This window comes from Pseudoalteromonas rubra (assembly GCF_005887095.1).
Classification (GTDB): Bacteria; Pseudomonadota; Gammaproteobacteria; order Enterobacterales; family Alteromonadaceae; genus Pseudoalteromonas; species Pseudoalteromonas rubra_E.
In genome coordinates this window covers 26,219-45,961 of the sequence record NZ_PNCI01000039.1, presented here as the reverse complement: position 1 = coordinate 45,961, position 19,743 = coordinate 26,219, and the positions used below count along the sequence as shown (strand labels likewise).

The following is a 19,743-nucleotide window of genomic DNA, read 5'->3' as shown; positions in this document are numbered from 1 at the left end:
GAGCACACTATGTCACAAAAGATTGCTTTACTATTCCCAGGCCAGGGCTCTCAGAGCGTAGGCATGCTGTCGGAATTATTAGAAACTTCTCAAGTTGTTCAGGATACGTTTGCAGAAGCCTCTGCAGCGTTAGGATATGACCTGGCTAAGTTAGTATTAGACGGCCCCGAAAGCGAATTAAATGAAACGCACCGCACTCAGCCTGCATTGCTCACAGCCAGTGTGGCAATTTTCCGTCAATGGCAGAACGAGCAGGTTGATGCTGAATTGGTGCTGGCAGGCCATAGCCTGGGCGAATACTCTGCCCTGGTATGTGCAGGCGTGCTAGATCTGTCTACGGCCGTTAAATTGGTTGAGAAACGTGGTCTGTATATGCAACAAGCAGTACCAGCAGGTACGGGTTCTATGGCAGCAATCATAGGTCTGGATGACGATACCATTGCGAAGATCTGTGAGGAACAATCTGAGCAGCAAGTCGTGGCGCCGGTCAATTTCAACTCTCCAGGCCAGGTGGTCATTGCTGGTCATAAAGAAGCGGTAGAGCGTGCGTCAGAAGCTTGTAAAGAGGCGGGCGCGAAGCGTGCATTGCCACTAGCGGTGAGTGTGCCTTCTCACTGTGCATTAATGAAACCGGCTGCCGAGCAACTTGCAGCAGATCTTGCCGAAATCGAGTTTTCAGCACCAAACTTTCCAGTGATCAATAATGTCGACGTTGTTGCGCAAGAAAGTGGTGAAGCGATTAAAGATGCGCTTATTCGCCAGTTATACAGTCCGGTTCGTTGGACTGAGACGGTTCAGCAATTAGCAAAAGACGGGATCACACAGGCTTATGAGTTTGGTCCGGGTAAAGTCCTGACTGGCCTGGCCAAGCGAATTGATAAATCTGTTGCATGTAGCGCGGTAAACGACGTTGCTTCTCTTACATCTGCAAAGTAAATAACGGAAACTAAGATGACAAACCTATTTGATTTAACAGGTAAAGTAGTACTTGTTACAGGCGCGAGCCGTGGTATTGGTAAAGCCATTGCAAATGCTATGGTTGCACAAGGTGCAAAAGTAGCGGGTACCGCAACAAGTGAGTCAGGTGCAGAAAAAATTTCTGACTACTTAGGCGAAAATGGTAAAGGGTACAAACTTAATGTAACCGATGCTGAGTCAATTGAAGCAACCCTGCAGGCAATCAAGCAAGACCTGGGTGATGTGGATGTCTTGGTTAACAATGCCGGTATTACCCGTGACAACCTGTTGATGCGAATGAAAGACCAGGAGTGGGATGATATCCTTGATACTAACCTGAGCTCAATTTTCCGTTTGTCTAAGGCGGTTTTGCGTCCTATGATGAAGAAAAAATCAGGCCGTATCATCAATATCGGCTCAGTAGTAGGCACTATGGGTAACGCTGGTCAGGCGAATTATGCAGCCGCTAAAGCTGGCGTGATTGGTTTTTCGAAGTCGATGGCACGCGAAGTCGCATCACGTGGTATCACAGTGAATGTTATCGCACCTGGTTTTATCCAAACAGACATGACTGATGAGCTAACTGACGAGCAAAAGGCGGCAACGCTCGCGAACGTGCCAGCAGGACGTCTTGGCAAGCCAGAAGAGATCGCAGCAGCGGCGGTTTACCTTGCATCAGATGCCGGTGCCTATGTTTCAGGCGAAACTTTGCACGTAAATGGCGCCATGTACATGGTGTAACAATTGTGCGCGAGGTTGAAGTTTTTGTGATCTTGCGGCAATCTTACTTGAAATTGCTATTAAAATAGGCGATAAAAGTACAAAATATTTTGTAACAGGTTTGACCAGAAAAAAAAGTCATGGTCAATCCTTGAATCACAGTATGATGCGCCGTAAACTACGCCGCAATCTGAAATTAACGCGATAGCGTTTAAATAAAGGAAAGAAGAATGAGCGACATCCAAGAACGCGTAAAAAAAATCATCGTTGAGCAACTAGGTGTTAAAGAAGAAGAAGTAAAATCAGAAGCGTCTTTCGTAGACGATCTGGGTGCTGATTCTCTTGACACTGTTGAGCTGGTAATGGCTCTGGAAGAAGAGTTCGACACTGAAATCCCTGACGAAGAAGCTGAGAAAATCACTACTGTTCAGGCAGCGATCGACTACGTTACTGCTCACGCTGAGTAATTAACGACTTTAAATTAGGGCAGCGTTCGCTGCCCTGATTCTTTATCCCCCCATCATTTCGAAAATCCCTTTTGGAGGAAACCGTGGCTAAACGTCGAGTCGTAGTAACTGGCTTAGGTATGTTGACGCCGCTAGGTAATGACGTAGAGTCAACCTGGCAGGGCTTGTTAGAAGGCCGAAGTGGTATTCGCAATATCACACACTTTGACACTACTCAGTTCGGTACCAAATTTGCGGGTCTGGTCAATGATTTTGACGAGACTCAATACATGTCAAAGAAAGATGCCAAGAAAATGGACTTGTTCATTCAGTACGGTATCGCGGCGGGAGTACAGGCGCTTAAAGATTCCGGGTTGGAAATCACAGAAGAAAATGCCAAACGCGTTGGTGTCGCTGTGGGTTCTGGGATCGGGGGCCTGACGCTGATTGAAGAAAACCATGTGAAGCTGCTCAACAGTGGCCCACGCAAGCTGTCTCCTTTCTATGTGCCCTCGACCATCATCAATATGATCTCAGGTCACTTGTCTATCATGCACGGTCTGCGAGGCCCGAATATCTCTATCGTTACTGCATGTACGACAGGCCTGCACAACATTGGCCATGCGGCACGTATGATTGCCTACGGCGATGCAGATGCTATGGTTGCAGGTGGTGCAGAGAAAGCGTCAACTCCAATCGGAATGGGTGGTTTTAGCGCGGCTCGTGCCTTGTCTACGCGCAATGATGATCCACAAGCGGCGTCGCGCCCTTGGGATAAAGATCGTGACGGCTTCGTACTGGCAGATGGCGCAGGTGTGATCGTACTGGAAGAGTACGAACATGCAAAAGCACGTGGTGCGAAAATTTATGCTGAGCTGGTCGGTTTTGGCATGAGTGGCGATGCATACCACATGACTTCACCGCCTGAAGATGGTGCAGGTGCTGCACTGGCGATGGAAAACGCCCTACAGGACGCGGGTGTAAATGCTGAGCAGGTCGGTTACATTAATGCGCATGGTACGTCTACATCGGCGGGTGACAAAGCAGAAACTTCTGCTGTGAAATCCATCTTCGGTGATGCAGCAAAAGATGTGATGGTCAGCTCATCCAAGTCAATGATGGGTCACTTGCTAGGAGCTGCGGGTTCTGTAGAGTCGATCATTAGTATCTTGTCTCTACAACATCAAAAAGTAACGCCGACTATCAATCTGGATAACCCGGATGAAGGGTGCGATCTGGATTACGTGCCGCATACCGCACGTGATGCAAAGTTAGATTATGCGCTGTGTAACTCATTTGGGTTTGGCGGTACAAATGGCTCTTTGCTGTTTAAAAAAGTCTAATCTCAGAAACATCATGAAAACCCGGCATTGCCGGGTTTTTTTATGTCCAAATGACACCGTCAGAACAGTGGATATGATACAGTTGGTGCATTCAATTTGGTGTGGTAAAAACGAATGCAGCAGGTAAGCAGCCGGGACCGGGGACTCAACTATGGCGATGGCTTTTTTACAACGGTCAAGATTTCAGCGGGTAAACTGGAGCGCTGGGAGGGCCATTTAAAACGCCTGGCGCAGTGTGCAAGTGCTTTGTATTTCCCTGAGTTAGACTTCAGGGCACTGACAGAGCGATGCGAGTGCGCGTCGAGGGAAGTGGATGAAGGCGTGCTCAAAGTGGTGATCACCCGAGGAGAGGGCGGCAGAGGCTATGGCTTGCCTGACCAGGCTCAGGTTACAACGCTGGTGTCGCTATCGGCATATCCGGCTCATTATAACCGTTGGCGTGAAGACGGTATTACGCTGGCTATGTCTGACGTGCGTCTTGGTCACCAACCTATGTTAGCCGGGCTGAAAACATTAAACCGCCTTGAGCAGGTGCTCATTAAACAAAATGCCGCACAGAAGGCTGCGGATGATGTACTTGTGATGGATTTACATGGCCAGGTAATCGAAAGTTCGGCAGCCAATATTCTGATCTATAAAGATAAGCAATGGTATACGCCCGATTTGTCTCAGTGTGGGATCCAGGGCGTTTATCTCTCAAGCCTGCAACAGCATAACCCCATTAAAAGGACTTCACTGAGTCTGGAGTCTGTGTATGCGGCTGATGCTGTGTATGTTTGTAACAGTCTGATGGGCCTGGTGCCTGTACGCCAAATTAGCAATCACCATTTCAGCCTGGATAATGCGCATGCCCAGGCAAAGGAGCTTGTTGTTAGATTATGATCAAAAAGCTGATTTTACTTTTGCTGTCCGGGTTAGTCATTGTTGTATTGGCAGCCACGCACACAATTTCAGAGTTTAAGGAAGCACCACTTCGCAGTGATACACGCTACTTTGAGGTGAAGCGGGGTGACAGCTTTATGGCAATTTGTCAGCGCTGGCAAGGCCTGGGCTGGGTCGAAAGCTGTTTACCTTATCAGGTTTATGGCAAAGTGTTCCCGGAGCGGGTTAAAGTTAAAGCAGGTGTATACGAATTACAAGGTTTGAGTGTACTCGATGCGCTATCAAAGTTAAGTGCCGGGACGCAGGCCGATTTCATGTTCACCATTATCGAAGGGCAAACCTTTAAACAGGTGTTGGCAAACCTCAAAGAAGCGCCATTTATTCACTTTGATCTGAGCGAAGCAGACATGGCCAGGCATATTCAGGTTGATACAGCAGGTCTGTCCGGCAACCCGGCTTTTCATCCAGAAGGTTGGTTATACCCCGAAACCTATCATTATCACGCGCACAGTAAAGCATCTGCCATAATAAAACGTGCCAGCAAGCGTATGCATCAGCAACTGGCAGCTGCATGGCAGCAACGTGCAGCTGATTTGCCCATCAGCTCAGCCTATGAGGCGCTGATCCTGGCATCCATCATCGAAAAGGAAACGGGCAAAGCACAAGAGCGCCCGGTCATTGCGTCTGTCTTTGTAAACCGCTTGAACCGCAAGATGCGACTGCAAACGGACCCGACGGTTATTTATGGTCTGGGTGAGCGTTTTGACGGAGACATTAAACGGCGCGATTTGCGCGAGCATACGCCTTACAACACATACCGAATCAAAGGCTTGCCCCCGACACCCATCGCCATGCCGTCGTTCGATGCGATAAAAGCAGCCACTCAGCCGGCACAAACGGACTACCTGTATTTTGTCTCAAAAGGTGATGGCAGCCATTATTTTTCAAAATCCTTACGAGAGCACAACCAAGCGGTACAGCGCTATATCTTGAACAAACAAAGTGGCTGAGTAAGCAAAAATAACTGCGAAACTCAAAGAGTGGTCGCAAGCGGCTGTATATTGTAGACAAATATGATATACCAGCAACATAACACTACACGCAGAACAAAAAACTGGAGCTCTGTAATGAATAAGTTGAACGCGCTCACACTCGCCGTAGCGATTGCTCTGTCGGGCTGTGCTCAGGAAAGTCGGGTCAACCAGACCGACTCAGCAGCTACTGCTGCTGCACCATTGTCACGTGCTGATATTGACAAGCAAGTTAACGCCTATACGCAAACTTTTATTAATCATCAGCCTGCACTGGCAACCTCATTAAAGCTATCTGCTGATCAATACGGCAGTTATGCCGACAGGCTACCTGACTACTCAGCATCGGGTATGCAGGCGCTGCAAATAGATATGAATAATGCGGCAGAAAAACTGAAGCGCCTGCAAGCGCACCAGATGAGTGAAGATGATCGTTTACACCTACGTGTGAACGAAGTGCTGGCGCGTTATTATGCCGGGGATGCCCAATTTAGCGGCGGATATATAGACACCTGGGGTGGCCACTTACCTTATATTGTTAATCAGCTTTCCGGACCCCTGGTAGATATTCCAAACCTGCTCAAAGATCAGCACAGCGTTGAAAACCTGCAGGATGCGCAAAACTACCTGGCCAGGCTGGAAGCGTTTGCAACACTGACCGATCAGGTCCGGGGTAAGCTGGCGGAGGATGCTGAAAAGGGTATTATCCTGCCCAAAGTCTTGTTCCCGAATACCTTTGGATACCTGAATAACTTTACCGCGCATTCGGGCGATAAACACCCATTGGTTACTTCATTTGATGCCAAATTATCAAAAGTTGCATCTATCTCCGACGCACAGCGAACTGAGCTCGTTAATACGGCTACAGCATTGATTGACCAAAAGGTTTATCCGGCATACCAGCGTGTAATTGCCGACCTCAAAGTGTTACAAGCAAAAGCACCAGAAAAAGTCGGGATCTGGGCGCAACCTGGTGGTGAAGCCTTTTACCAGCATGAAATTACCTATCTGGCCGACTCAGATCTAAGTGCTCAACAGATCCACGATATTGGGCTTGCTGAAGTCAAGCGTATTACAGAGCGGATGGATCAGATCTTGCGCGAAAATGGTTACACTACCGGCTCTGTTGGCGATCGTATGAAGCAGCTCAATGATGAGCCACGCTTTTTATACGAAGACAGCGATGCAGGCCGTGAGGCATTGCTGACCTTTTTACGTGGAGAAATTGAGACCATCAATAAGAAGGCACCGCAATACTTCTCGACATTACCGCCTCAAAAAGTAGAAGTGCGCCGTATTCCAAAAGAAGTTGAAGCTGGTGCTCCGGGTGGCTACTACAGTGCGCCCTCCCTGGATGGTAGTCGCCCAGGTGTATTTGCCATCAACCTTAAAGACATGAAGGCAGTGCCAAGCTTTGGTATGAAAACACTGACCTATCATGAGGCGGTTCCCGGTCACCACTTCCAGATTGCCCTGAATATGTTGCAGACAGACATAGGCCTGATGCGTCAGAATGCTTCATTCAATGGCTATATCGAGGGCTGGGCGCTGTATTCTGAGCTGGTTGCTTATGAGATGGGCATGTACGAAAGCGATCCGTTCGGTGATCTGGGCCGTTTGCAGGCCGAAGCCTATCGCGCTGCACGCCTGGTAGTTGACACGGGTCTGCACTATAAACAGTGGACGCGTCAGCAGGCGATTGAGTACTTTGCAGAGGCAACAGGTTCGGCAATGAGTGATGTGACGTCGGCCATTGACCGTTATATTGCCTGGCCAGGACAGGCGCTGGGTTACAAACTGGGTATGATTAAACTCGTTGAGCTGCGTGATAAGGCGCGTAAGGCATTGGGCGATAAGTTTGATATCAAGGCGTTCCATGATGTGATCTTACTGAAAGGCGCCAGACCACTGGCGATAGTGGAAGACGATGTCGACCGCTGGGTCGCGTCACAAAGTTAACTTTAAGAGGTGGCTTATTAGCCACCTTTTTTAACACCTGATTGTACTGCCGCAGAAAATATCTTCATGCAGTGACGTGTGGTTTTTTATTACTCGAAGTATTAATACGTTAAGCCGTGTTGGCATCTCTTGACTATCTGCCATAACCTCATCCAGGAAACTAACTTTTTATTTTCAATATCTTCTATTCATCTTATTTTTGCCCTGAAAATAGATACAAACTGACATAACAGCCTTTCATATGAAATACAGGGATAGGAGACGTCAGTCTTCTGAACACGCTGAAAAACACCTGATTAAATCAACTCCTCAATTTATTTGAATAAAAAATATTGTATACAATATAAATCCATTGTAGGGTGATTAGGTCTGTTACAGGCACAACATTAATGGGAACTCAACAGGAATAAAAAAATGCGTAACAATAAAAATAATACGCAGGTGATCCGTCAGACGCTGGCTGCGAGTGCAATAGCACTGGCATTGGGCGGCGGGGTGCCTGCATTAGCTGCAGATGGCAACAGTTTGATCAGAGGTAATATCGTCAGTGGCCAGGGCAATGACCTGAGCGGTGTGGAACTCATCTTCACACACAAAGCAAAAGGACTGACATTTAGCGTCAGAACCAATGCACAGGGTGAATATATTTTGCGTAATTTACCGGTCGGTCAATATCGGGTGTCGATTAGCAAGGACGGGTTCGAAACTGTGCTCGAAGAGCAGGTTCAGGTGAGTATAGGCCAGTCGGTGTTACTGGATGCCCAACTTAATAGGATAGGTACATCAGATATCGAGCGCATTGCGGTATCAGGTACGGCCATTCGCCGTGTTGACATGGCATCTTCCACAGCGGGGGTTACATACACAGACGAAGAAATCAAAGCTATGCCCGTAAATACCGGCTTTGAAAGTATTGCGCTATTGGCGCCCGGAACTGCTGAACCCGGTGGCTCAGAGTTCAAAGGGGCATCCAGCTTCGGAGGTTCATCCTCGGCAGAGAATGGTTACTATTTCAACGGGTTGAATGTCACCAGCATTCGTACCGGCCTGGGTTCTATTCGCCTTCCCTGGGAAGCGATTTCGCAAACTCAAATTAAAACTGGCGGGGTCAGTCCGGAATTTGGTGGTGCACTTGGCGGTATAGTTAACGCCGTTTCTAAGTCCGGCGACAATGATTTTAAATTGGGGGTTGAAATGCGTTATGACCCCAATAGCTTAAGAGACCAACACGACTCCATATATCAGAGTAATGGAATTGTGGGATATGACACCAACACAAAGCAATCAGGCGAAACGTTTAAAGAGCTTCAGGTTTGGGCAAGTGGTGCACTGATTGAAGACTCCTTGTTCTTTTATGGATTGCTCGCTCCGCGCAGGGAAAATCATACCTGGGCAAGGCAAACCGTCTACAACGACCGAGATCGTGAAGAAGATCGCTGGTTTGCCAAACTGGACTGGTTCATTAATGAAAACCATTCCGTAGGTTTTTCTGCCATGAATAACAAGCGCACCTGGGAAAGACAATCCTATACCTATGACGGGGAAAGTAATGTGATTGGCGATCCCCGAGGGGTAGCCGCCCCGGGTGAGGACGGTGGTAAAGTCTACAGCCTGAACTACAACGGCTATCTTAGCGACTTCTTTTCTGTGTCTGCTGTGTTAGGTCGGGTGTCGGAAAATGTCGAAAACGTTGTGGCTTCAACAGATCCGGGTGTGTGGGATGAGCGTGATGGTTTTGTGACTGTTTCATCACACACCGCCAGCGGTATCACAGAAGAAGAGTTTATCCGTGACCAGTTTAAGCTGGACTTTACCTGGGATCTGGAGATGCACTCGATATCTTTTGGCCTGGACTATGCCAAGATCACGGTCGATTACTACGAAGGCCAGAATGGCATTGGCGAAGCACAAGGCTGGTGGACGGTGATGACAGCGTCTGAGGGCGATCTATCTGGTGCACCTCAGGGCAGCGATTATATCGAGCATCGGGTACGTACCCGAGAAGTTGACTCAGATTCAACAGCTTTAGCGTTTTATATCAATGACAGCTGGCAGGCCACGGATAACTTAGTGCTGAATTTAGGGCTTAGATACAGTGAATTTGAAAACACCGTAACGGATGGTCGCCCCTATGTGGACATGAAAAATCAAATCGCGCCAAGATTACAGGCCATTTATGATTTGCACGGTGACGGCAGCGCTAAAATTTTTGCCACCTATGGCCGTTACTTTCAACCGGTATCGGCAAATATGAACGTGACGCTCGGTTCTGCTTCAGTTGAGTGGTATGACTATTATGCGTTGGATCAGGTAGATGCCAATGGGTTACCTGTTCTCGAAGCTGATGGCTCGCCTAGCCGGGGGGCTAAGTTTCGTGACCGCTACTGGACTCAACGGGGGATCACAGAGCCGGGTCTTATCGCATCTTCCGATCTGAAGCCAATGTATTCTGATGAGTTTACGTTAGGCTATCAGCAGGAGGTATTCGACGATATGGCGCTGGGGATCCGCGCAATCTACCGGGATTTAGGGCGCAGCGTTGAAGATACTAATGTTGCACCGGTACTGGCGAAAAAGCTGGCTGAGCTGGGGATCACGGATAACGTCGGACAAAGCTCCTACTATGTGCTGAACAATCCTGGCGAAGCCATTTCCCTGAGCTATGACTTTGACGGTGACGGGCAGGTCGATGACATCACGCTCAGCGCCGAGGAACTTGCATTGCAGCAGGCTAAACGTAGATACCTGGCACTGGAGTTTACCTTGGAGGGCAACCTGACTGATCGCTTTAGGATCAATTCCTCTTACACTTGGTCGCACAGCTATGGCAACACTGAAGGATTGGTAAAAACCGACAACAATCAGGCCGATCCAGGCTGGACGACGTCCTACGACTATGCCGATCTGATGGATCACGGTTACGGTGACTTACCCAATGATCACCGTCATGCCTTCAAGTTCTCAGGTGCCTACGAACTGACCGATGAGTTAACCTTAGGGTTGGTTGCCCGTGCTATTTCGGGTCGCCCGACAAACTATTTGTCATTACACCCGAGTGATGTTGATAGCTGTAAAAAGGGCAGTCCCTGGGATAAGTGCGTGAGTCGCGGTTATGGTCATGTCAGTCACTACGATGAAAATGGCAATCCGGCACCGCGAGGCAGTATCGATAACCTCCCATGGTTGACAAATCTGGATATGTCATTGACCTACAACACGGAGATCTCAGGTCATGATCTGATGCTTAAAGCCACTGTCTACAACCTGCTTAATAATGATGCCGCTTTAGATATCACCGAAACCAGAACTCGCAGCAGCTCTGTAGAAGGGCAGGAACTGGAGCTTAACCCAGATTATGGGTTGGTGACACGCCGACAGGAGGAACGTTACATTTCTTTGGTTGCGCGCTTTACTTTTTAACTGAACATTTTCCCTGGTCAGTCGGGCTTTATGCCCGGCTTTTCGTTATGGAGGTAAGATGAAATCTGACCTGACTCAGTGGCATATACCGCCACATTGGCAACAAGTTCAGGCATTAGATATGCACACGGCGGGTGAGCCACTTCGTATCATACTGACTGGCTGGCCTGAACCACAAGGCAAAAGTATGGTTGAGAAACGCTTATACTGCCAGGCCCACTTTGAAGAACTGCGCAGGGCATTGATGTTTGAGCCGCGCGGACATGCGGATATGTATGGCGCGTTACTCACTGAGCCCGAAAGGGATGATAGCGCATTTGGTGTGTTATTTATGCATAACGAGGGTTACTCGACAATGTGTGGTCATGCGGTGATTGCGCTAACTGAGTTGGCCAGATCGTTAGGACCAGGAGTCGTCGAAGAGCAGTCCCTCAACATGGATACCCCAGCAGGGCAAATCAGTGCATTTTATTCCTCTGAGAGTCAGCGAGTGGGCTTTTATAACGTGCCATCATTTGTATGTCAGCTTAATGTGCCTGTGACGTTGTCACCACAATGCACTGTTCATTGTGATATTGCATTTGGTGGTGCCTATTACGCCTATGTAAATGCCGACCAACTAGATTTAGCACTCATTGAGCAAAACTATGAAGAAATCATAACTCTGGGCAGAAAAATAAAACGAACTCTGAGCGGAGTCGTTGAGCTTACACATCCAGAAGACCCTTCTCTGGGTTTTCTATATGGTGTGGTGTTCTACTCCAATTCACAAGTCTGTGGTGTAGACAGTCATAGCCGTCATGTTTGTATATTTGCCGATGGTTCATTGGATCGCAGCCCCACAGGTACTGGTGTGAGTGGCAGAGCGGCGTTGCTGGCGGTAGAGGGCAAACTGGGCCCGGGCGAAGTTGTTCATATTGAGGGGCTTTTGGGTTGTGGTTTTGACACCAGTATTGGTGAAACTTTTCAGTATTACGGACATCAGGCGGTTCGTCCAAAAGTGATGGGCGAGGCGTATCTGACCGGAAAACATATATTTTGTCTGGATCCCAGTGATCCGCTAAAACATGGATTTATTCTAAGATGAGTCAGTATTTACAACGACAAACCAGAATGCGTAGTCAGCTCCTGACATCTGATTATGAAGGAATGCTGGTCTTTGGCTATGAGAACATTCGCTATTTGTGTGGATTCAGCGGCCATGCCGCCACATTATTGATTAGTCACGAGCAGTGTTTACTGATCACTGACTATCGTTACTTTGAGCGCGCCAGCAAAGAAGCTGAGCAGACCGAAGTCGTGCTCAGGCACCGAGATACTGAAAGCCTGGGTCAGTGTCTGAATCGTTTATCTGGGCAGTTAAAGGTGCTGGCGTTTGACGCAGCCCATATTGATGTCGGTCAGTGGCAGCAGATCAGTGGCGAGCTCTCAGGCCGAGTTTTAATGCCAACGCCTGGACTGGTTGAGCAACTGCGACAGGTTAAAACGACACATGAGGTTAACCGCATTCGTCAGGCTGCACAGATAGCTGATCAGGCACTGGCAGATACGTTACCTCTAATAAAAGAGGGGGTCAGTGAGCGCGAATTAGCATTGGAGTTAGATTACCGGATGCAGAAACTGGGATCAGAAGGTGTCTCGTTTGACACGATACTCCTGTTTGGTGCGCGCAGTGCCTTACCGCATGGCAATCCATCCACGCAGCAACTTCGCCATGGAGATCTTATCCTGATTGATTTTGGGGCGGTTGTTGACGGCTATCGCTCGGATATGACGCGCACCTATGTCTATGGCACTCCAAGCACCAAACAACGGGCAATGTTTGATACGGTACAAACAGCACAGCAAGCAGCACTGGCGCGAGCCTGCAGTGGAGCAGATTGCCAGGTGTTGAATGAGGCAGCCCACGCAGTGTTGCTAAACAGTGAGTTTGCTCAGTATGCCGGTGAAGGGCTGGGTCATGGTCTGGGGCTTTTTCTACACGAGCAGCCTTTCATCAAACCCGGTGTCAATTATCAACTGGAACCGGGCAATGTGATCACCATCGAACCTGGCATTTACATTCCGGGTTATGGTGGAGTCAGGTTGGAGGAAGACATTGCACTCACCGAATCTGGCTATGAGCTGCTCACTCATTCTCCGCAACACTTCGAACTCTAAAGGAGAAGTTATGAAAATCATTGAACGCGAACAGGTGCAGCAGGCACTCTCATTTCCTATTCTGATAGCAGCGCTACAGCGCGGGTTTGCCAGTGAGCATGCTATGCCAAAGCGCAGTGTTTTTGAGCTGGAACCACATGACAACAATCACAATGCATTTGCGGTGCTGCCCGCGTGGAATGACACCGTCATTGGCATCAAGGCTTTTACCTATTTCCCCGAAAATGAAGCCCATGGTAAAGCCAGCCTCTATTCCAAGATTATGTTGTTTGATCGTGCGTATGGTGAACCCCTGGCACTGGTGGATGGTACTCAGGTGACATTATGGCGTACCGCTGCGGTGTCAGCACTGGCTGCATCATATCTTGCCAGAGAAGATGCCAAACATTTGGTGATGTTTGGCTCTGGTAAGCTTGCTCCTTACATGGTCCGCGCGCATCTGGCCGTGAGGGGCTATGAAAAGGTCACGCTGATCGCCAGGAATTCAGACAAAGCGGCCAGCCTTCAGGCATCTTTGATGACTATGTTTCCTGAAGTCAGGTTCGAGTTGGGTCAAAGCAGTGCAGAGGTGATTGGCGCGGCAGACGTTATCTGTACTGCGACAGGGAGCCATAAGCCACTATTTGACGGATGTTGGTTGCAACCTGGGACACATATCGACTTGATTGGCAATCACCACAAAAATGCCAGGGAAATAGATACCGCGACCTTGCTAGCCAGTCGCGTGTTCGTTGACAGCAAAGCTAACGTCTTGAATGAAGCCGGAGAAATACTTATCCCGATGGAGCAGGGGGTATTTAAGGCTGAACAGATTGAGGCGGAGTTGGCTGATATGGCTCGGGAAAATCGCTACTTGCGTCGCCATAGCAGTGAAATTACTTTGTTTAAATCTGTGGGCACGGCACTGAGTGATCTAGTTGCTGCTAAACTGGTGTTGGAGCATCACTGATATGTGGCGCTTTTCAAGGAAAGAGAAACCGCATTATCGTCAGTGTTCGGTGATTGATTTAGTTATTGTTAGCGATAAACGTCTGATAAATCCGCTGGTATGTCATCAGGCACACATGCTGGTGACCTATCAATATGCTGATCAGAGAATGAGTGATACGATTTTATTCGATCATGCATTGTATGAACGTTTTAAATCCGGGCAGTCATGCCAGATACTGGCGGCGAGCGACGGCGTGATACAGAGCTAACATTTTTCTACATTCTCTCACTGAATGCCACGGTGATACTGAATATACTCTGTCTTAATAAATACATATTAGTCAGGGTAAACATCATGAAAAACTGGATAGCATTCTCTTTGGTCGCCATCTTCGCAAGTGGTTGTGCACATCACAATAACGTTCGTCCTTCTGCGGATGGTAAGCACTATGTGAACTTGACTGCTGAGACCAGAGAAGCGGCGGGCAAGGAAGCACTAGAACAGGCCAATCATTATTGTGAAAAGCAAGAACGCGGTTACGCTTACATTCAAAATGAAAACATTACATATATGGGGTCAATGCCTGAGCAGGAGTACCTGCAAAAGCGTAACATAGCGACGGCTGTCGAAGCAGCGGGTACTGCAATGTGGATTTTAGGCGAGAACGCCGTTGACGATGTGGGCGCTGCTATGAGTATTGGTGGCGGTATAGCCGAAGATTCCATGGGTGAGCCGTATCAGATTACTTTGGCATTTAGTTGTAAATAACTACTAAAGCGGCTCAAAGGCGTTGCCTGATACTTAAGAAGTTTTCTAATTTATCGGCACTCTTTGAGCTGGAATCAGCTTCCTATTGATATCAAAGTGATTGTTTTTTAGAGTGATTTGGTTACACTGTTAACAAGTAGGCAGTTACGGGACCAGACACCTGCATGATCTATCTTATTGCTCAGATATTACTTCTTTTTGTCATGCTTTTGTGTTCTCAGGCATTGGCTTTTGCTGACAACGACACTCCTACACCTATCAATATTGCCGTAGTCGGAAAGACCAAAAACGACAGCTTTTACCAACAATCGCACAAAGGGTGTGTTCATTTCGCACGTGACTACCCCAATATTAACTGTCTTTATGACGGAGCTGATGACTATCAGGATGTCAGGACGCAGGTTCTGATAGTCAAAGAACTACTCAAAAAAGATATCGACGGTCTGCTTATTTCAGTCACAGATTCAGGATACCTTGTTGATGGTGCACTCAGGCTGGCTGCTAAGAAAGGCATTCCGGTCGTTACCTTTGATTCAGATTTACTTAAAAAACATCAGGCATATCGCTTGGCGTACGTTGGGACTAATAATTTTGATTTTGGTAAGGCGCTGGGGGAAGAGGCTAAACGTTTTAAAACCGAGTCGAAACAATACATCTGCCTGCAGTCGGGGCATCAGACAACGCCTAACCTTAACCAGCGCATCGCGGGTGTGCGATTTGCATTGTCCGGTCAAAGCAAAAACAGATTGTCTGGTGAAAATGGCTGGGTTGAGCATTACCGTTGTCCGCTTTTTACTATGGGTAGACGAGCTGATGCATTGGATCAGCTGATCACAATGATGAAATATCCCAACCCGCCAATATTTCTGGCCGTTGCCGGGTTTGCACAGTTTAACCCAGACTACATAACCCGCATGGCACAGTTTAAAGCGCTGATTGCTAAGCAGGAGTGGGTGATAATCTCCGCTGATACAGAAAATACCCAACTCAAAGCACTGCAACGAGGCTTATCTGTGACCAACATTGGGCAGAAACCTTTTGAAATGGGGCGTCTGGGGGCTGAGTTGTTGTACCAATTTATTATCCAGAGTAAAAAGCCCGCGCAATCACACTACTATCTGGATTATCATTATTGCAACAAAGGCAATGTTACAACTTGCACAGTCAATCATTGATATTTGCTCTGGTGATACTAAAATAATCGAATAAACATCATCTTAAAAGCTCGGTAGGCCGATGAAGAAGTCCCTGTTATTGTTGCTATTATGGTGCAACAACGTGTTTGCTGGGCCCTTGCACTTTGTATCAATTAACTATCTGATTGAGCAGGAAGTAGGGCGCCTGGTCTTGCCTGAGATTTACCGCCAACTTAATGTAACCATTGTGGTAACACCTTACCCAGGCAAGCGTGCACAACAGCTGGTGCGTAGCGGAAAGCGGCATGGGGAAATCATGCGAATTTACAGCTATGGTGATGAGAATCCGCATACTATTCGTGTTCCAACCCCTTATTACACGTTAGAGACCATGGCTTTTGTTCGCAGCGATAGTCATGTTGATATCCAGAATGAACAAGACTTGAGCAACTACAGAATTGCAAAAGTGCGCGGTGTAAAACACACCAATAACATCACCAAAGGGATGTCCGAAGTAGAGGACACGGATACCACCATACAGGCATTGAATCTGGTGTCTAAGGGACTGGCTGATATTGCTCTGACCAATCGTATCGACGGCCTGGTTATGCTGGCTAAGGCTGGAATTGAAAATGTCGTACCACATCAGCGTAGCTTTCGAGTGTTGAAGCTGTATCACTATATCCATAAGGATCAGCGGCATTGGGTGAAGAAAATCGACGACGTGTTACGTCGTATGACGCAAAGCGGTGAATTGACTGAACTGATAAAAAAAGCCGAAAATCAGGTAATTTCACAACACTGTCGGCAAAGTTCAGTGGCAACTGAACTATGCCGGCTGCATCTGTCTCAGGAAGAGGACTGAGCAGTACGATTAGCACGCCACTGGCGTATTTTGTTACCAAGACTCAATTTTAAGCACCAATATACAATGACCAGTAAGATAAAGGGCTCAGGTATGGCTAACAAACCCGAGTCTATAAGTGCCTGTGGTACCACTTTTACTGCGCCTTGTGACAAGAATGAACCAACCGCTATAAATAGAGCAAAACACATTCTCCACAAATGGCGGATCAAGCGGGGTGTCGAGGCCAGGCCTCCTGAGTAAGCCAGACGCACGTCACCAATAAAAGACAAGCTGGCGAGTAATACAAAAAAGTAGTAATCATAAGCGCTTATGCCATGTTTCATTTCAGCTGGGCTGGTGCCCGCCTGATCGCTAAAATATAGACAGGCGAAAATGATCAGCAGTGAACATACAGGGAATGCATAATCGAATCTTCCTCGCGTATTTGGTGCTGACTTCACTGCCTGCCACGCGGTCATTACCAGGTAAATCGTGTAGATGCCTGCAATAGCAGTGATGGTCATGGGTTGTAATATCGCGATTAAGGTACCGCTGAGGGCCATTATGAGCATCGAATAGACAAACCCGGTGCCTGCCCGAGCGTGTAAAGACTTTCCCTTTGTTACTGCTATGGCGATAACGCCTGCAACTATGGCGACGGTTCCTGTGATTATATGTATCAGCATAGTCAATGAGATCTGTTCCATCTTGTTATTCCTCTTTATTGCGATGTGCTTGTGATGCACTTTATACTGACAGTCAAAGGCTGTCGTCCATTACTAAAGGTTAGGACACTAGTGATAATTATAAGTATAAAATTCATAAGGTTGAGGTGTTTTGTTTAGTGCTGAATTGACGTTTGTCTATACCTTTTTACTCGGTGCATTGGGGCTTGCATTGACAATACTCGCTGGCAGAGAACGGCGTTGGCATTGTTACCGGGCACTGGCATTGTTTCTTTTTTCTCTGTTTGTGATCTTATCTGGTCCGCTTATCTTCGCTCAGTTTCCCGCAGCCCGTTATGCTTATATTGCAGCGATTGTTCCGGCCTGGTTGTTACTGTTTCCTTGTTTTTACCTCTATACGCGAGGGTTAACATCACAGTTCCCCTGGCGCTTTACCCGCCATAGTCTATGGCATTTTGTTCCGGCCTGTATCTCTTGTGTGTTGTCATTCAGCCTGTTGCAGCTTTCTGAGAGCGCCTTATTTAGTATCTTTTTCGCTGAAGGAAACGTGGAACTGGCAGCTGACGCACGCCTTACGGTTTGGTTGATCATTACCGTTATGCTGTTCTGGCCCTTGCAAAGCCTGGTTTATGTGATTAAAACCTGGCGTCATTTGCTAACTTACCGGCGTCAGTTGCATGCGGTATTTGCCAGTACCAAAGAGCGTGAACTGGGCTGGTTAGGTATTGTGTTAATCCTGATGGTATTTACCTGGGGCTGGCTGGTGCTCACCCTTGCGCAGGATTTGAGTGCACAACCTACGTTTTTGCGTGAGGGGGGAGTGGCGACATTGACCACTGTGACAATCTGGCTTTTGCTCTACTGGTCTCTAAGACAAAAGCCCGGGTTCGACAAAGTATACCCGCTTACTGAGCAGCCAGATAAGTCACATGCGCTAAGCGACGAGGTCACAGAGCAACCAGCTTCAGCCAAATACCAGCATTCGGCGTTAAGCGATGAGCAGGCAAATCGCATTGCCAGGAAAATACACACTGCAGTGGTCACAGAGAAGCTTTATTTGGAGCCGGACCTGACCCTCTACAAACTGGCGGAATATTTAAAAGTATCAGCAAATTATGTGTCTCAAACTTTAAATCAGACATTGGGACAGTCATTTTTTGACTATGTTAATAAAGCTCGGATTGACGCGGCAGTGGAACTACTGCGCGCCAACGATAAAACCGTGCTGGATATAGCGATGGCTGTAGGCTTTAACGCGCGATCTTCTTTTTATAAGGCATTTAAAACCCACACAGGCATGACACCAGGGGAATATAAGAAGGGTACACGTGTAGAAAGGTAAAATGGCAAAAGCTCTTCAATCGACAAGCGGTTGAATTCAGCCGATGTTTAATTGGTAAGGTAGGGAATCAATTGAATGAAACAAACTGTGCTACCAGCGAAGTGGCTCCGGTAGCACAGGCGTCGATTTAGTCGATTAGATCTTCCACACCGACAATAACCCAAGGCGCATCGCCTTGTGTTTTTCTTTCCAGGTGCCAGATCTCGTGGATTGGTTCTTCCTGTTTGTCGCCAAGGTCACGGTATTTACCCTTGAACATGACGCTCACTTCCCAGGCCACAGGTGAGGTTTCTGCACGCACTAATTGCGCATCAACAAACATCACTTCTGTTGCGACATCGCCATGTTGTGCACGGTCTTGTTTAAACTCTTCGACCAGTTCAGGGCTCAGGTACTCAGCCAGAGTGGCAAAATCGCCCTGGTTCCAGGCAGTCTGTACGGTATGATAATGCTCTCGGGCGCCTTGTAAGAAGCCGTTCACATCAAAGTCAGCTGGCAAATTAAATGGTACTTGCTCCTGCTGCTGACCAAAGCCACCGCTCGTCGTGGTTGATTGAGCTTGCTGACGAAACTGAGCGCTCTGGTTTTGATCCTGACCAGCATTATTCTGGCCAAAGTTACCACCACCAAAGTTACCACCTTGAGGCATCCCCGCCATATGTGGTTGCTGGCGTTTAGTCATGAAGGATTTTATGACTTTGAATAGTACGAATGCCAGAATCGCAAACAAGATCATTTCCATAAACTGGAAACCTTCGAAGTCATCGCCCATCATTGCAGCGATAAGGCCACCTGCCAGCAGGCCGCCTAATACGCCAGCCATAATGCCTTTTTTGTTTGATTTAGGCTTTGCGGCAGTATTCGGTGCCAGTGTTTTGGTGTCCACTTGTTTTTTCTGTGCCGTGGTGCTCGTTGCGTGGGTTTTACCCGCACTTTTTTTGCTGCCGAACTTTTTCCGTGCTTCTGCACTGAAACTGGTTGATACCAAAACGGCAATTAATGTCATTAAAACAATAAATTGTTTCATGGTGTTCCTCTGAGTTTTAGATCTGAACGCATTGTAATTAATCAATGTGGTGAAGCGAAGCGATTTCAATAGCGGGTTCAGGTTACGT

The 19,743-nt window shown here is 47.7% G+C and carries 18 protein-coding genes; 16 read left to right on the top strand and 2 right to left on the bottom strand.

The features are described 5' to 3' along the window. Positions 1-9 precede the first annotated feature (9 nt). The 15 genes from fabD (at position 10) to CWB99_RS16670 (ending at position 16,618) form a co-directional block, all read left to right on the top strand. Complete coding sequence (gene fabD / locus CWB99_RS16740) at positions 10-936, top strand: ACP S-malonyltransferase (RefSeq protein WP_138553506.1); 927 nt, start codon at positions 10-12, stop codon at positions 934-936. A gap of 15 nt (positions 937-951) precedes the next feature. Beyond that, positions 952-1,698 (top strand): 3-oxoacyl-ACP reductase FabG, encoded by a 747-nt coding sequence (fabG, locus tag CWB99_RS16735; RefSeq protein WP_138543848.1) that lies wholly within the window; start codon positions 952-954, stop codon positions 1,696-1,698. Positions 1,699-1,907: 209 nt separating this feature from the next. Further along, positions 1,908-2,144, top strand: a complete 237-nt coding sequence (gene acpP, locus CWB99_RS16730; RefSeq protein ID WP_010374019.1) for an acyl carrier protein — start codon at positions 1,908-1,910, stop codon at positions 2,142-2,144. Positions 2,145-2,227: 83 nt separating this feature from the next. Continuing rightward, positions 2,228-3,466 (top strand): beta-ketoacyl-ACP synthase II, encoded by a 1,239-nt coding sequence (fabF, locus tag CWB99_RS16725; RefSeq protein ID WP_138553504.1) that lies wholly within the window; start codon positions 2,228-2,230, stop codon positions 3,464-3,466. Between the two features lie 114 nt (positions 3,467-3,580). Next, entirely contained in the window at positions 3,581-4,348 is a 768-nt protein-coding gene (pabC, locus tag CWB99_RS16720) for an aminodeoxychorismate lyase (protein WP_138553502.1), read from the top strand. After that, positions 4,345-5,358, top strand: coding sequence for an endolytic transglycosylase MltG (gene mltG, locus CWB99_RS16715; RefSeq protein ID WP_138553501.1), 1,014 nt, complete (start codon positions 4,345-4,347; stop codon positions 5,356-5,358). The genes pabC and mltG overlap by 4 nt, the downstream gene beginning before the upstream one ends. Before the next feature lie 117 nt (positions 5,359-5,475). After that, positions 5,476-7,338, top strand: coding sequence for a DUF885 domain-containing protein (locus CWB99_RS16710; protein WP_138553499.1), 1,863 nt, complete (start codon positions 5,476-5,478; stop codon positions 7,336-7,338). Positions 7,339-7,752: 414 nt separating this feature from the next. After that, positions 7,753-10,758: a TonB-dependent receptor gene (locus tag CWB99_RS16705; protein WP_138553497.1), complete on the top strand. Its 3,006-nt coding sequence runs from the start codon at positions 7,753-7,755 to the stop codon at positions 10,756-10,758. Between the two features lie 58 nt (positions 10,759-10,816). Next, positions 10,817-11,845 (top strand): proline racemase family protein, encoded by a 1,029-nt coding sequence (locus CWB99_RS16700; RefSeq protein WP_138553496.1) that lies wholly within the window; start codon positions 10,817-10,819, stop codon positions 11,843-11,845. Then, positions 11,842-12,918: a M24 family metallopeptidase gene (locus tag CWB99_RS16695; protein WP_138553494.1), complete on the top strand. Its 1,077-nt coding sequence runs from the start codon at positions 11,842-11,844 to the stop codon at positions 12,916-12,918. Before CWB99_RS16700 ends, CWB99_RS16695 begins: the two co-directional genes overlap by 4 nt. A gap of 10 nt (positions 12,919-12,928) precedes the next feature. Beyond that, a complete protein-coding gene (locus CWB99_RS16690) occupies positions 12,929-13,867 on the top strand; it encodes an ornithine cyclodeaminase family protein (RefSeq protein WP_138553492.1) in 939 nt (312 codons plus the stop codon). A gap of 1 nt (position 13,868) precedes the next feature. Continuing rightward, entirely contained in the window at positions 13,869-14,117 is a 249-nt protein-coding gene (locus CWB99_RS16685; protein ID WP_138553490.1) for a hypothetical protein, read from the top strand. 86 nt (positions 14,118-14,203) lie between these two features. Further along, entirely contained in the window at positions 14,204-14,617 is a 414-nt protein-coding gene (locus tag CWB99_RS16680) for a hypothetical protein (protein WP_138553488.1), read from the top strand. Between the two features lie 164 nt (positions 14,618-14,781). Beyond that, on the top strand, positions 14,782-15,792 hold the full coding sequence (locus CWB99_RS16675; RefSeq protein WP_138553486.1) for a substrate-binding domain-containing protein: 1,011 nt from the start codon (positions 14,782-14,784) through the stop codon (positions 15,790-15,792). Between the two features lie 61 nt (positions 15,793-15,853). Next, positions 15,854-16,618 (top strand): substrate-binding periplasmic protein, encoded by a 765-nt coding sequence (locus CWB99_RS16670; RefSeq protein ID WP_138553484.1) that lies wholly within the window; start codon positions 15,854-15,856, stop codon positions 16,616-16,618. On the opposite strand, the gene CWB99_RS16665 is transcribed toward CWB99_RS16670, so the two are convergent. Continuing rightward, positions 16,603-17,307, bottom strand: coding sequence for a DUF2306 domain-containing protein (locus CWB99_RS16665; RefSeq protein WP_138553483.1), 705 nt, complete (start codon positions 17,305-17,307; stop codon positions 16,603-16,605). The two genes, CWB99_RS16670 and CWB99_RS16665, sit on opposite strands and share 16 nt — an antisense overlap. A gap of 130 nt (positions 17,308-17,437) precedes the next feature. On the opposite strand from CWB99_RS16665, the gene CWB99_RS16660 reads away from it, so the two are divergent. Then, on the top strand, positions 17,438-18,628 hold the full coding sequence (locus tag CWB99_RS16660; protein WP_138553481.1) for a helix-turn-helix domain-containing protein: 1,191 nt from the start codon (positions 17,438-17,440) through the stop codon (positions 18,626-18,628). 127 nt (positions 18,629-18,755) lie between these two features. Here CWB99_RS16660 and CWB99_RS16655 read toward each other — a convergent pair whose 3' ends face one another. Then, positions 18,756-19,655, bottom strand: a complete 900-nt coding sequence (locus CWB99_RS16655; RefSeq protein ID WP_138553479.1) for a Tim44 domain-containing protein — start codon at positions 19,653-19,655, stop codon at positions 18,756-18,758. Between the last annotated feature and the right edge of the window lie 88 nt (positions 19,656-19,743).

Excerpts from the sequence above, each read along its gene's own strand:
- fabD (WP_138553506.1), top strand. The coding sequence starts at position 10 with ATGTCACAAAAGATTGCTTTACTATTCCCAGGCCAGGGCTCTCAGAGC.
- fabG (WP_138543848.1), top strand. The coding sequence starts at position 952 with ATGACAAACCTATTTGATTTAACAGGTAAAGTAGTACTTGTTACAGGC.
- acpP (WP_010374019.1), top strand. The coding sequence starts at position 1,908 with ATGAGCGACATCCAAGAACGCGTAAAAAAAATCATCGTTGAGCAACTA.
- pabC (WP_138553502.1), top strand. The coding sequence starts at position 3,581 with ATGCAGCAGGTAAGCAGCCGGGACCGGGGACTCAACTATGGCGATGGC.
- mltG (WP_138553501.1), top strand. The coding sequence starts at position 4,345 with ATGATCAAAAAGCTGATTTTACTTTTGCTGTCCGGGTTAGTCATTGTT.
- CWB99_RS16710 (WP_138553499.1), top strand. The coding sequence starts at position 5,476 with ATGAATAAGTTGAACGCGCTCACACTCGCCGTAGCGATTGCTCTGTCG.
- CWB99_RS16705 (WP_138553497.1), top strand. The coding sequence starts at position 7,753 with ATGCGTAACAATAAAAATAATACGCAGGTGATCCGTCAGACGCTGGCT.
- CWB99_RS16700 (WP_138553496.1), top strand. The coding sequence starts at position 10,817 with ATGAAATCTGACCTGACTCAGTGGCATATACCGCCACATTGGCAACAA.
- CWB99_RS16695 (WP_138553494.1), top strand. The coding sequence starts at position 11,842 with ATGAGTCAGTATTTACAACGACAAACCAGAATGCGTAGTCAGCTCCTG.
- CWB99_RS16690 (WP_138553492.1), top strand. The coding sequence starts at position 12,929 with ATGAAAATCATTGAACGCGAACAGGTGCAGCAGGCACTCTCATTTCCT.
- CWB99_RS16685 (WP_138553490.1), top strand. The coding sequence starts at position 13,869 with ATGTGGCGCTTTTCAAGGAAAGAGAAACCGCATTATCGTCAGTGTTCG.
- CWB99_RS16680 (WP_138553488.1), top strand. The coding sequence starts at position 14,204 with ATGAAAAACTGGATAGCATTCTCTTTGGTCGCCATCTTCGCAAGTGGT.
- CWB99_RS16675 (WP_138553486.1), top strand. The coding sequence starts at position 14,782 with ATGATCTATCTTATTGCTCAGATATTACTTCTTTTTGTCATGCTTTTG.
- CWB99_RS16670 (WP_138553484.1), top strand. The coding sequence starts at position 15,854 with ATGAAGAAGTCCCTGTTATTGTTGCTATTATGGTGCAACAACGTGTTT.
- CWB99_RS16665 (WP_138553483.1), bottom strand. The coding sequence starts at position 17,307 with ATGGAACAGATCTCATTGACTATGCTGATACATATAATCACAGGAACC.
- CWB99_RS16655 (WP_138553479.1), bottom strand. The coding sequence starts at position 19,655 with ATGAAACAATTTATTGTTTTAATGACATTAATTGCCGTTTTGGTATCA.